The organism is Eudoraea sp., assembly GCF_039969275.1.
Taxonomy (GTDB): Bacteria; Bacteroidota; Bacteroidia; order Flavobacteriales; family Flavobacteriaceae; genus Eudoraea.
The window spans coordinates 187,255-200,129 of record NZ_JBDVOC010000010.1 but is presented as its reverse complement, the minus strand read 5'-3'; the positions used below and the strand labels follow the sequence as shown (position 1 = coordinate 200,129).

Genomic DNA, 12,875 nt, shown 5'->3' with positions numbered 1-12,875 from the left:
AATCAAATTGACAGCATTATTCTATACATATTTTGATAAACCACTGAGATCAGATCTTTTCTGGAGATTAACAAATCAATTACCACCTGATACAATTTCAAAAATTAAAAAATTTAAAAAATGGCAGGATGCTCATGCATGCCTTTTTGGTAGATTGCTATTGAGAGAGATGTTAAGTTCGTTTTGTATAGACCATGATCTGAGCAAACTAAGATATACCAAGTATCAAAAACCATATTTTGAAAACTCGGATTTCAATTTCAATATTTCTCATTCAGGAAAGTATGTGGTTTGTGCGGGATCCAATCAATCAAAACTGGGAGTAGATATAGAAGAAATCAAATCAATCAATATTCTGGATTTTAAAGAAGAATTCCATACTGAAGAGTGGGCACAAATTAAAGACTCCGGCAATAACCTGACCACCTTTTATGAATTTTGGACAATGAAGGAGGCAATCATAAAAGCAGATGGTAAAGGATTAACTATTCCCCTAAATGATCTTAATCTGTCGAACAACAATAATCGCGTAAAAATTGACCAAACTGTTTGGAGCCTCCATGAGATTCACCTAGATGAAGATTATGTTTGCCATATGGCTTACCTGGGGGAACCTGTCGATGGCATTATCCGAAGACTCGTTAATTTGGAATTATTGTGAAAAACAAAGTGCCAAATGCAATAGCTATTTGTTAAATGGTCAGAAAACCATTTAATTATGATATATGGTTGGCTTATCACTTTAGTAAGGTATTGGAAATATATTCCTGAGAGTTGAAGATACTTCGGAAATGCAGTAAATAAAAAATGATAAGGCGCAAGCCTTCGCTTTTCTATTTGCAATGAGGGTTTATTAGGATTATCTAAATCCTGATTTCTCAATCTTTCGGTTCCTGATAACTATCGAGATAGGGCTTGCAGCACGAAACTTCGTTTCATTTACTTTCTTTAATATTATAATTTCTTATTAGAAATTCAATACCTTTTTATAAGGAAACTACGGGTTTATCCATAGGGAAACCTGTCCCATAAAAGGTGAATTAACGGAACTACTAAAAGAGACCACAAATGGGACATTCCATGGAAATGTTTTCTCCTATATCTATACTGTTCTTTAAAATGGCCGCTTTTTAGCACCAAATTCGCCATAGTCATGCCCTTGCATTGGCGGTATCAATTCAATCTCCTATATTCATTAGGAGTATACCCCACTTTATTTTTGAAGAGACGGGTAAAATGCTGTGGATATTTGAATCCAAGCTCGTAAGCGATCTGACTTAAAGATTTATCGGGATCAAAAATTTTTTGCTTTGCTATTTCAATAATCTTATCCTGAATATGTTCATTGGCACTTTTTCCGGTATCTTTTTTGATCAGGTCTCCAAAATAATTGGAAGATAGGCTTTGTTCCTCCGCAAAATAACTTACCGAAGGTGTACCCAACTCCCTGGCTTTTCCTGTTTGGATATAGGAATTCAAGGAATTTTCAAACCGTTGGATAACTCCAAGATTTTCCTTTTCCCTTGTAATGAACTGACGATCGTAGAATCGAATACAGTATTTCAAAAAGAGCTCAATATTGGCAACGACGAGCTCTTTACTGTGTTTGTCAATACCTTGGGATAGTTCTGCACGTATCTTATCAAATAAGTCTAACACCAATTGTCGCTCTTTTTTTGAGACATGAAGTGCTTCATGAAATTGATAGGAAAAAAAAGTGTAATCGGTCATTGTTTTAGCCAGGTGGGTACCCCAAAGCAAATCAGGATGAAATAGCAGCGCATGGCCGGAAGGTTTAAAATTATTATCGATGTGCTCTACATGCACTAATTGTCCGGGTGCTAGAAACACCAATGTACCATCTTGGTAATCATAGTTCTGACGACCATATTTCAAAATACAGCCCTCCCCCTGTTTAAGAAAAATACCGTAAAAATGATACCGTACGGCATCAGCATGTTCCTGCCCCTCCCAAGTTCCTTCTGATAGATCATGCACACTTACCAATGGGTGCAATGTTGATAGATTGAATTTGGAGCAATAATCATCGACCTTTACCAAATCTTTAGTTGAAGGCATACTAATTTATATTTTTCCGAATTTAGTTAATGTTTTGTGAATAAACCATATAGCTAATCAAAATCAGTAAAAATGGTAGGTAATTCCGTAAATAGGGTAACTGATCTGTTTTAAATATTCCATAAGTTTGAGAAGTAAATATTTATAGACTACATAATGAACTTTAGGTATAAGGTCTAAAAATAAAAATATCCATTAGTAACTCTTAAACACATAAAATTGAAAAAATTATTATTCGGAATACTTTTAGTAGTAATTAGCGTTCCATCTTTCGCACAAAGTGCCAATATTGAAGAAGAAATCAAGGAACTCTCAAAACAAAAATGGCAATGGATGGCAGAAAAGGATGTGGACAAACTGGCATCCCTTTTCCATGACAAATCAAAATTTGTACACATGAGCGGCTCCTGGAAAAAGGACAGGGAGCTTGAAATCATTGAAACAGGAAGTATTTGGTACAAGAATGCTGATGTGCATGACGTGGCCGTCGAAGTTTTTGGAGACGACACCGCGGTGCTTTGGAACCGTATTACGCTTACCGCCCATGTAAGGGGAAATGACGTTAAAAATGAATTTACTGTAACGGAGTTTTATCAAAAGGAAGAGGACGGTTGGAAATTACTGGACCTGACCTTTAGCAGTGTACGGGACACGCATGAAATTGAACATTAAATAAAGTATAAACACTATTATGGCAAGAAAAATAATATGGAGCCTCTTTTTGGTCTTTTTAAGTGGACAGGTGGCCTTGGCTCAATCCACGGACATCGAACAGGAAATTACTCAACTCTCCCAACAAAAATGGCAATGGATGGCCGACAAGGATGCGGACGAGCTTGCAGAACTTTTCCATGACAAGGCCAAGTTTGTCCATATGGGCGGTACTTGGGGGAAAGACCGGGAGGTGGACATCATTAGAAGCGGATTCATCCATTACAAAAAGGCGGATGTCCATGAAGTCATGGTGGAAGCACTAAACGAAAATACGGTTATTCTTTGGAACCAAATTACACTGTTGGCGGTCGTTGGTGATAATGAGGTAACCACACCCTTTATGGTCACGGAAGTCTATGTAAAAGAAAACAGCAACTGGAAATTGGCCGATTTGACATTCAGTAAACTCCTCACCAGAGATTAATACAAGTTTGAAGGTCAAACTTGATGTAGCGAGGATTGAAATTTAAAGAAATACCAATGAAAAAGAACACTATTTCAAAACTGAACAAAGCAAAAAACAAAGGAGTAAACAGAAGGGATTTCAGGGAGGCTTTGGAAAAAATCCCATTGGTGGGCGTCCGAGGTCCTGAAACAGCATTGATAGATCAGTAAAATTTGAATCTGAATATGATGAGTAAATTTTTGACTTTGCTTTTCCTTTTTTCTTGTTGTTTGCAGCATGAAGGAGGTAAAGAACTACGTCAAAAACCCGAAGGCATTCTTATTGTCTATTTGTCAAGAACAAACAACACCAAAGTCCTTGCGGAAATCATACATCAAAAAGTTGGGGGTGATTTGGTGGCCTTGGAATTGGAAAATCCCTACCCTGATGATTATGATGCCATTGTAAAACAGGTGGCTCATGAAAATGAAACTAGATTTTTACCTCCTTTAAAAACAAAAGTTGATATGACCAGATACAATACCATTTTCTTGGGATTCCCAACATGGGGTATGCAACTGCCCCCGCCCATGAAAAGTTTTTTGCATGAAAATAAGCTGTCGGGAAAGTCCGTGATCCCCTTTAACACCCACGGAGGTTATGGTTTGGGCAACAGCTTTGAAAAGTTCAAGGAACTTTGTCCTTACAGTAATGTCCTCAAAGGATTTTCTATGAAAGGTGGCAGTGAGAGGGATGGAGTTTATCTGGCGATTAAGGGGGATAGAAAAAATGAAGCTGAAAGGCAGGTTGAAAAATGGTTGGGTGAACTCAAACTGTTGAAAAACAAGCCATAAGGCAATAAGAATTAACATTTTTTTAAATAAATCCATTGCCTCATAAGCGATAGGATTCCAACAAAATAGATAACTTTAAGCAAATCATTAGAAATCATGGCAAAATTCAACTTAAACATCAACGGAAAAACACAAACGGTGGACGTTGATCCCAACACACCTATGCTTTGGGTACTTCGGGATCATCTTAAACTGGTCGGAACAAAGTACGGTTGCGGGATTGCACAATGTGGTTCTTGCACTATTCATTTAAGTGGTATAGCGGTTAGGGCTTGTGTGCTTACCGTATCTGCCGTGGGCAATCAAGAAATCACTACGATTGAGGGACTTTCTGAAAATGCGGATCACCCGGTTCAAAAAGCATGGTTGGAAGTTGACGTACCCCAATGTGGTTATTGTCAACCTGGTCAAATTATGACCGCGGCAGCTCTTTTGGATAACAATCCCAATCCTTCCGATTCCGAGATTGAGATGGCCATGAATGGTAACATCTGCCGATGCGGAACGTATACCCGAATAAAAAAAGCCGTTCAACTAGCTGCTGAAAGTAATAACTCCTAAAGCCAAAACAATGACATTCATAAAAACAAAAATCGGAAGACGTGCCTTCATCAAGAACACGAGTCTAGCCAGTGGAGGACTTGTATTGGGCTTTAGCATCTTAAATGCCTGTAAGCCTGAACAAACCAAAGTAATGGCCGCTGTCGAAATGCCCAAGGAATGGTTCGAGATAAACGCCTACCTGAAAATTGGTGACAATGGTCTGGTGACCGTTTATACGCCCAATCCCGAATTCGGACAAAACATCAGAACCTCCATGCCCATGTTGATTGCAGAGGAATTGGATGTGGATTGGAAAAACGTCATCGTAGAACAAGCTCCCTACCACCCTGAAAAATACGGTTTTCAATTCACCGGTGGTAGCCAGGGAATTAGAAGAAGATGGGAACCCCTTCGCATGGCCGGTGCAACTGCCCGACAGATGTTGCGAGAAGCGGCGGCCCAATCTTGGCAAGTACCCATAGAAGAGATTACAGCCGAAGGAGGTCTATTGCAACATGAAGCAAGTAATCAATTGGCCGGGTATGGAGAAATGGCCTCCGCGGCTGCAAAGCTGCCCGTGCCCGATGAGGTAAAATTGAAAGAAGTCAAAGACTTTAGGCTCATTGGTAAATCCCATAAAAATGTGGATGCAAAAAGTATCGTCACGGGAGAACTTATGTTCGGATCCGATTATCAAAAAGAGGGTATGCTTATCGCTATGATCGAACATCCTCCCGCTTTCGGTATGACCTTGGAATCGGTAGATGGTAAAGCCGCAAAAGCCATGCCCGGCATCAAGGATGTAGTGACGATTAAAAGTTTTAAGGATGGATTTGAAAAAGGCGGGTTCGATACCAATGCCTTTCCTGAACTTGTGGCAATAGTAGGCAACTCCACATGGGAAGTGATGCAGGCCAAGAAACAATTAAAAGTGGATTGGAAACCTATTGCCGCCCAAACCGAAACTATTAGTGGTTTTAGAGGAAAAGAGACAAGAAATATTCCTGCTGGCCTTGAATCTACAGAAACCCATATGGCCAAAATTGAAGAATTAGCAGCCAAAAAAGGAAAACTGGTTCGTAAAGACGGTAATCCTGAGGAAGCTTTCAATAATGCTGCCAAAATTATAGAAAGAAGTTATTCCGCACCTTACCTTGCACATAATTCCATGGAGCCGTTGAACGCTTTTGCACATGTAATCGGGGATAAAGTAAAGATTGCGGCACCTATTCAGATTCCTTCATTGATTGTTCCCACGATTGCCAGCAGCCTGGGTATTCCAGCAGAAAATATTGAAATGGAAATGCCCCGTATGGGGGGTGGTTTTGGCCGTAAGGCCTACGCCCACTACGTGGTGGAAGCGGCCTTAATTTCCCAAAAAGTAAATGCACCGGTAAAGTTGATCTATACTCGGGAGGATGATATGACTAATGGAATCTATCGTCCTACCTATCATGCAACCTACCGTGCCGCTTTGGATGAAAACAACAATTTGATAGCCTTACATGTAAAGGCGGGTGGTATTCCGGAAAGTCCTTTGTTTGCCAATCGATTTCCTGCAGGTGCCATAGATAATTATTTGGCCGAAGAATGGTCAATTGATAGTAATATTACCATTGGCGCATTCCGTGCGCCACGCTCCAATTTCATGGCCGGGGCAGAACAAGCTTTCTTGGATGAATTGGCGGAGGCTATGGGTAAAGACCCAATCGAATTTCGTCTGGACTTGCTAAAACGGGCCGAGGAAAACCCCGTTGGCGAGCAGAATGATTATGATGCGGAGCGGTACGCAGGGGTGTTGAAGCTACTTCGCGAAAAAGCAGCGTGGGGAGAGAACAAAGCCAACGTCCATAGGGGCGTATCGGCCTATTTCTGTCATAATTCCTATGCTGCACATGTCTTGGATTTAGCCAATGAGAATGGCAAACCCGTAGTACAAAACGTCTGTTGTGCCATTGATTGTGGAATCGTGGTGAATCCCGATGCAGCTAAAAACATGGCAGAAGGAGCCATAATCGATGGCATTGGTAATGCCTTTTATGGGGAATTGACCTTTCAGGATGGTGTGCCCCAAAAGAAGAATTTTGACCAATATCAAATGATTCGAATGGCAGATGCTCCCAAAGGGATAGACGTTCATTTTGTACAAAACGAAATAGCTCCGACCGGAATGGGAGAACCACCGTTTCCACCTATTTTCGGAGCCTTGGCCAATGCCTTATACAAGGCTACCGGAAGAAGACATTATCAGCAGCCTTTTATTTCTGATAGACCGCCCATAGTAGGTTAATTATTCAAAATATCATTTATACAATGTCATTTGCAAGAACAAAGATTGGAAGACGTTCTTTTATAAAAACTACTTCTCTGGCCGGCGGTGGAATGCTATTGAGCTTCAATTGGCTGGCATCCTGTAAAATGACCCGGGAAGAAGTATCTGCTTTGCCCAAGGAATGGTTCAAGCTCAACGGATATTTAAAAATTGGTGACAATGGATTGGTCACCATCATGTCGCCCAATCCCGAAGGAGGTCAGGGGGTAAAAACCTCCATGCCAATGATCGTTGCCGATGAACTGGATATCGACTGGAAGGATGTAATCGTAGAACAGGCCGATTTGGATACCGATGCTTTTACACGTCAATTCATCGGTGGAAGCCAAGCTATAAGGCGCAGTTGGGTAAGCTTACGAATGGCCGGAGCTTCTGCGCGGCAGATGCTAAAGGAAGCTGCATCCCAAATGTGGCAGGTTCCAGTGGAAGAAATTACTACAGAGGCAGGGATTTTGCTTCACAAACCAAGTGATCAATCTGCAGGATATGGGGAAATGGCCTCAACCGCAGCTAAAATTCCGGTTCCTGAGGAAGTTGAACTAAAAGATTCGAAAGATTTTGACATCATCGGCACCTCTCGAAAGAATGTTGATGGTCCAAAAATCATAACAGGAAAACCTTTGTTTGGGTCGGACACAAATAGAGAGGGAATGTTGATCGCCATGATCGTGCACCCACCAGCATTCGGACTCAAATTGAAATCAATTGATGATGCGGCCTTGAGAAACATGCCTGGCATAAAAGATATTTTTACCATAAAAGTCTTTAATGACGATTATGAAAAGACCTTTTTTGATACCCGCACCTTTAACGAGGTTGCGGTGATAGTTGGCAATTCTACTTGGGAAGTCATGAATGCCAAGAAGGCGTTGAGAATAGAATGCGAGCCTATAGAAAGTGCTACGGAAATTAGAGATCGCTTTGGTAATAAATGGGAACAGCATACTCCTGCTGGACTGGAAAATACAGATGGCCATTATGCCCAAATGGAAGCCATGGCCAACAAACCAGCAACGGTGCAACGAAAAGATGGTAACCCTGTAACCGCATTCAAGAAAGCTGCTAAAATTATCGAACGCATGTATACCGCTCCTTTTTTGGTACATAACTGTATGGAGCCGATGAACTTTTTTGCCGACGTAAAAGATAGCAGGGCAGAACTTATTGGGCCACTTCAAAAACCGGAATTCACCGAGCAAACCCTTTCCGCTCGCACTGGAATACCCTTGGAAAATATCGAAATAAAAATGACCCGTTTGGGTGGGGGCTACGGACGAAGATCATACGCCCATTGGGCAATCGAGGCCGCACTGATTTCACAAAGAATGAAAACCCCTATAAAATTGATCTACACCCGTGAAGATGATATGACCGATGGTGTGTACCGTCCTGCTTACCATGCAAAATTCAGAGCAGGTCTTGATGCCAATAATAACCTAATCGCCTTTCATGTTAAAGCTGGTGGCATTCCCGAAAGTCCTTTGGCAGCAAATCGCTTCCCTGCTGGTGCAGTGGATAATTATTTGGCCGAGGATTGGACCATTGACAGCAACCTTACAGTTGGTTCTTTTCGCGCACCGCGCTCCAATTTTATTGCCAGTGCGGAACAATCTTTTTTGGATGAAGTAGCGGAAGCCGTCAGAAAAGACCCCATCGATTTTCGATTGGAATTGTTGGAACGGGCAAAAGAAAATCCAGTTGGGGAGGATAATGACTACGAGGCCGACCGCTTGGCCGGAGTACTCAAATTAGTCAGGAAGAAATCAAATTGGGGCGCTTCAGAGGCCAATGTCCATCGTGGTGTTTCGGCCTATTTTTGCCACAACTCCTATGTCGCACAGGTTCTTGATTTGGTAATGGAAAACAACAAGCCAGTGGTGCAAAAAGTTACTTGTGCGCTCGACTGTGGTGTTGTGGTCAATCCTGATGGCGCGAAAAACATGGCTGAAGGAGGAATTGTCGATGGAATCGGTAATGCCTTTTTTGGGGAACTTACCTTTAAAGATGGTATGCCCGAACAGAAGAATTTCGATACCTATCGCATGATTCGAATGAGCGAATCGCCTAAAGAGATTGATGTGCATTTTGTTGAGAATGATATAGACCCAACCGGACTAGGAGAACCGACCTTTCCACCCATTTTCGCGGCAGTAGCAAATGCATTATATAAGGCTACTGGTAAGCGTTTTTATAATCAACCTTTCACTATATAAAAGAAAGAGGTGGCGTATAACTTCCGAGCTATCAGTAGTGCGGGGGCAAAGCTGGGTTTTCCTTTCCGCCATTTACCTTAGCAAAGGCTTTTAGTTTAGATTTATTTTTCGTCAAAGGCAAAAGCGTAAAGATTTTACGGACTTCACAAAAATACCTCAACCTTTTGATTAAGAACCAGGGTCCGAATTGCTTTTAGGTTTTGTTAGCAAATGTTTTATTCTCTTTCTTTAAACGGTACTACTATTCCTTTCTCTACATAATTTTTTAATCCGTTTAGCAACATTGCCCAACAATATGATGATCCTCTAAAGTGTGCATTACACTCTGGCCATCCTACATGCCAGAATTTTATCAGAACATCGCCTTTTTGTTTTTCCAAATCGAATCCAAAAGAAGTTGGATCCCAATCTGCGTCAGATTTAGTCATTTTGATGTAAAAAGATTTGTTCTTCTCCAATTTTATAACTTTCCCGTACCAATTGTATTCTGATGTAAAGAAAAAATTATAATCTTCGTTTTCTTTTGGAATTCCTTCACATTTTAGCGGCCACCAGTTTATTAGATGTTCGGGTTCAGTTATAGCCTCGAAAATTTTGTGTATAGGAGCTTTAATCAGTAAATCGTGGTGAATGGAATAAGCCATGTATTAAATTAAAAATAAGATAAATTTCTAGTTAGTAATCTAGCTAAATGAATTATAGCCATTGTTAGCCTTTCTTTATTCCTTTTTTAATTGTTTATCAATTACATCAATTAATTCATTTACGGATTTTTGAATATCATGAAGTATGTTTTTACCGGCCATATTTGTTATGTAGTTCATCTCACATGAAAGGACGAGTTCACTATAATTTTCTTCAAATTTCTCCAAATCTACAGATTTTTTGATCACATCCTGAAATCCCATAAATCCTAGATCTCTGCTAAGCATGGGGACTACGCCAAATTCAAATTTCTGGTCTATCACTGCATCAATATTCTCATATCTCTTGTACTTATAATCATATAGATCAATCAATAACGATTTTATCTTTTCGGATTTGATATTATCCATGCCACTTGTTGACAAAAGCGTTTTGTACGTTCCATACCTTGGGAAAAAACTAAGTACCCCATTTCTAAATTGAAGCAAATGATGGTCGATTTCATTTGCTCCCAATGAGCCAAGTAAAATAGAGTGATCTGTGGTCATAAACATATTTTGACTCTCTAAACTTAGGTCCTGAATTCTAATAATTTTTACTAATTCTAAGGAGTCTTTCTGTAAACTAGAAAGAATTTTTTGATATGATTTATATTCAGATTTTCGATCTTTTTTTCTTTCATTCCAATTATTCACTTGAAGAGCAATGAGAATTCCTACCACTACAAGTAATATTTCTCCAATAGCGTAGAACAGATATTTGCTGAATTTGTTTTCAGTCAATAATTTTTGTCTAATTTTTCTAAAAAATTTGATCATAGTTATCACTTAAATTAACCCATACCACCTGGCTTCTCACGATTAAAGGTCTACCATATCTTTGCCTATCGTTGGGCCCTCAAAAGAATTTTATCATTAGTTAGTTGTTGGTCATAATGTCTGCTACGGTAGCTTTTCAGCCTTCGTAGCCTAGCTATTTGTGCCTCCGCTAAAGCTTCAGCGATACACGGTCGGCTAAGTAGGCCGAAGTAGCAATGAAGGCTAACGGTCTTGAATATGGCTTGTGGCGGGTTTAATTTTTTATCTGGTCGGACCGGCAATGTTTCCTTGCAGGTCTGGGCGTTCAAGATGCTGCTCTGAAAGCCATAAGCTATATTCGATATTAAGCAACGTTTTTTTCGTTGTATCGTTTTATTTCCTTAAAGTCTGCCTCTTTAGTTTCTCGTTCTTCCTCAATATCGTAGTCGTCCTGTAATCCCAGCCAAAACTTGGCAGAGTTACCAAAATATTTACTTAGTCGCAGCGCGGTATCGGCGGTAATACGTCGATTTCCTTTTATGATTTCAGATACTCGTGTTTGAGGAATTTTCAAATCTTTGGAAAGTCGGTAAGCAGTTATCTCCAAAGGTTCTAGAAATTCGAATATCAATATTTCTCCCGGATGTACATTTGCTAATTTTCTCATGACAATTCTTTTTAGTGATAATCTATAATTTCAACATTACTGGCATTTCCTCTGCTCCATTTGAAAATAATCCGCCATTGTTTATTGATTCGTATGCTATAAACATTTTTAAGTTTCCCGGTCAACTTTTCAAGTCGATTTGATGGAGGAATCCTTAAATCGGACAGATCCTGTGAGTTGTTCAACATTCTTAATTTTCGCCTTCCCATATTTTGAATATCGAGTGGCATTTTTTTTACACGCGCTCCATTCCAAATCGATTCGGTCTCTTTAGAGCCAAAGGATATTATCATACCTTTTACGTTACTAACGCCAAAGATAAGTATTTTATTTTAAATCGAGAATCCCTTTGATGTGTTGCCTAACGTTTAAATAAACGCCTGTTTTAATAGCGTTTATTTTGGGTTAAGCAATGTTCTTTGGTTTCATCCATTTTGATATCCAGGCAGACATCAAAAGCCCTTGAATTATTATCTCAGGCTGTACCTTCAAATGTGTCATTATTGTTATTTCAGGTCGCATGTAAATCATTCCATCAATTGTTCCAGGGGCGCAACTGCACTTGCCCAAAATCCAATGACTATATATATAGACGCGATAGTCCGAAAACGCTTTTGATATGTCCATGAATTTAGAACGGAATAAAATGGATAAAATACCAATCCCCCGGTTGCCGCCAGTCTTTGACTAGTGGTATACTACAGCTAGCCTTCTAACTATTGGCCTGCCCGGTATACCAATCCATTACAATAACTATTAGAATTACCATATTCTTATGAAATGATATTGCACTAACAAAACATACTTTGCAGGGATGAGTAGAAATTATAAATTTCACAATCCATCTGCGCCCTACTTTATTTCATTTGCTACTGTTTACTGGATAGACGTTTTTACAAGGCAGGTTTATTTTAATATTCTAGCACAAAGTGTAGATTATTGCAGAAAGGAAAAAGGAATGGAGTTGTATGCTTATTGCTTTATGCCAAGCCATGTTCATTTATTGTTTCGTTCTGCAAATGAAGATCCATCAGGCCTTTTACGGGATTTCAAAAAATGTACTTCAAAAAAAATAACAAAATCAATAGAAGAAAACCCAAAAGAAAGCAGGAAAGAATGGTTGTTATACATGTTCGAAAAAGCCGGCAAGAAGAAAAGCAATATATCTAATAGGCAATTCTGGCAGCATCATAACAAACCTATTGAATTGTGGAGTACAAAAGTTATTAAACAAAAGATTAATTACATTCATAATAATCCGGTTGAATCTGGTTTTGTAATGAATCCTGTGGATTGGAAATATAGTAGTGCAAGAAACTTTTCCGCAGATCATGCCATTTTGGAAATAGATAATATGGGCTTTTTAGGATAGGTTGTATTTTATCTGCTTTATTATGATACCCGCCATTTGCAAACTGGCGGTAGTGAGGTTTACCCACCAGTTACAAACTGGGGGTAGCAAGAGGTAGTGATGGTTACAAACTGGCGGTAGCAACGGTTTAATGCGATTATCTAAAAACAAAAGTACGGCCTGCTTTTTTGGCTATCTGCATACTAGGATTCCCTTGGTATACTCCTTATCTTGTACTTATAAATGTTATGACAGAGACCATAGATAATTAAATTGGGCTAATTCCTCAAACAAA

15 protein-coding genes are annotated in these 12,875 nt (G+C 39.6%); 9 read left to right on the top strand and 6 right to left on the bottom strand.

Annotated elements, in window-relative coordinates:
• Positions 1-7 precede the first annotated feature (7 nt).
• Entirely contained in the window at positions 8-661 is a 654-nt protein-coding gene (locus ABJH90_RS08795) for a 4'-phosphopantetheinyl transferase superfamily protein (protein WP_348138438.1), read from the top strand.
• A 512-nt stretch (positions 662-1,173) separates the two neighbouring features.
• Here the strand turns inward: ABJH90_RS08795 and ABJH90_RS08790 are convergent.
• Entirely contained in the window at positions 1,174-2,079 is a 906-nt protein-coding gene (locus ABJH90_RS08790) for a helix-turn-helix domain-containing protein (protein WP_348138436.1), read from the bottom strand.
• A gap of 219 nt (positions 2,080-2,298) precedes the next feature.
• Here ABJH90_RS08790 and ABJH90_RS08785 point away from each other — a divergent pair, with 219 nt between their 5' ends.
• The 6 genes from ABJH90_RS08785 to ABJH90_RS08760 all read left to right on the top strand — a co-directional run bounded on the left by ABJH90_RS08785 (position 2,299) and on the right by ABJH90_RS08760 (position 6,865).
• A complete protein-coding gene (locus ABJH90_RS08785; protein ID WP_348138434.1) occupies positions 2,299-2,751 on the top strand; it encodes a nuclear transport factor 2 family protein in 453 nt (150 codons plus the stop codon).
• 19 nt (positions 2,752-2,770) lie between these two features.
• The gene (locus ABJH90_RS08780; protein ID WP_348138432.1) at positions 2,771-3,217 is read left to right on the top strand and encodes a nuclear transport factor 2 family protein; all 447 of its coding nucleotides are present in this window, start codon (positions 2,771-2,773) and stop codon (positions 3,215-3,217) included.
• 56 nt (positions 3,218-3,273) lie between these two features.
• Positions 3,274-3,408, top strand: a complete 135-nt coding sequence (locus tag ABJH90_RS08775; RefSeq protein WP_348138430.1) for a hypothetical protein — start codon at positions 3,274-3,276, stop codon at positions 3,406-3,408.
• Between the two features lie 15 nt (positions 3,409-3,423).
• On the top strand, positions 3,424-4,032 hold the full coding sequence (locus ABJH90_RS08770) for a flavodoxin (protein ID WP_348138428.1): 609 nt from the start codon (positions 3,424-3,426) through the stop codon (positions 4,030-4,032).
• A 96-nt stretch (positions 4,033-4,128) separates the two neighbouring features.
• Positions 4,129-4,593, top strand: coding sequence for a (2Fe-2S)-binding protein (locus ABJH90_RS08765; RefSeq protein WP_348138426.1), 465 nt, complete (start codon positions 4,129-4,131; stop codon positions 4,591-4,593).
• A 10-nt stretch (positions 4,594-4,603) separates the two neighbouring features.
• Positions 4,604-6,865 (top strand): molybdopterin cofactor-binding domain-containing protein, encoded by a 2,262-nt coding sequence (locus ABJH90_RS08760; RefSeq protein WP_348138424.1) that lies wholly within the window; start codon positions 4,604-4,606, stop codon positions 6,863-6,865.
• A gap of 16 nt (positions 6,866-6,881) precedes the next feature.
• Here ABJH90_RS08760 and ABJH90_RS08755 read toward each other — a convergent pair whose 3' ends face one another.
• Positions 6,882-7,037 (bottom strand): hypothetical protein, encoded by a 156-nt coding sequence (locus tag ABJH90_RS08755; RefSeq protein WP_348139371.1) that lies wholly within the window; start codon positions 7,035-7,037, stop codon positions 6,882-6,884.
• On the opposite strand from ABJH90_RS08755, the gene ABJH90_RS08750 reads away from it, so the two are divergent.
• A complete protein-coding gene (locus ABJH90_RS08750) occupies positions 6,964-9,120 on the top strand; it encodes a molybdopterin cofactor-binding domain-containing protein (RefSeq protein ID WP_348139355.1) in 2,157 nt (718 codons plus the stop codon). The two genes, ABJH90_RS08755 and ABJH90_RS08750, sit on opposite strands and share 74 nt — an antisense overlap.
• A gap of 215 nt (positions 9,121-9,335) precedes the next feature.
• Here the strand turns inward: ABJH90_RS08750 and ABJH90_RS08745 are convergent, their stop codons facing one another.
• The 4 genes from ABJH90_RS08745 to ABJH90_RS08730 all read right to left on the bottom strand — a co-directional run bounded on the left by ABJH90_RS08745 (position 9,336) and on the right by ABJH90_RS08730 (position 11,522).
• Complete coding sequence (locus ABJH90_RS08745) at positions 9,336-9,764, bottom strand: SRPBCC domain-containing protein (RefSeq protein WP_348138422.1); 429 nt, start codon at positions 9,762-9,764, stop codon at positions 9,336-9,338.
• 75 nt (positions 9,765-9,839) lie between these two features.
• Complete coding sequence (locus tag ABJH90_RS08740; RefSeq protein ID WP_348138420.1) at positions 9,840-10,583, bottom strand: DUF6090 family protein; 744 nt, start codon at positions 10,581-10,583, stop codon at positions 9,840-9,842.
• 343 nt (positions 10,584-10,926) lie between these two features.
• Positions 10,927-11,229 (bottom strand): HigA family addiction module antitoxin, encoded by a 303-nt coding sequence (locus ABJH90_RS08735; RefSeq protein ID WP_348138418.1) that lies wholly within the window; start codon positions 11,227-11,229, stop codon positions 10,927-10,929.
• Between the two features lie 11 nt (positions 11,230-11,240).
• A complete protein-coding gene (locus ABJH90_RS08730; RefSeq protein ID WP_348138416.1) occupies positions 11,241-11,522 on the bottom strand; it encodes a type II toxin-antitoxin system RelE/ParE family toxin in 282 nt (93 codons plus the stop codon).
• Between the two features lie 521 nt (positions 11,523-12,043).
• Between ABJH90_RS08730 and ABJH90_RS08725 the strand changes: the two genes are divergently transcribed.
• Complete coding sequence (locus ABJH90_RS08725; protein WP_348138414.1) at positions 12,044-12,601, top strand: transposase; 558 nt, start codon at positions 12,044-12,046, stop codon at positions 12,599-12,601.
• The last annotated feature ends 274 nt before the right edge of the window (positions 12,602-12,875 follow it).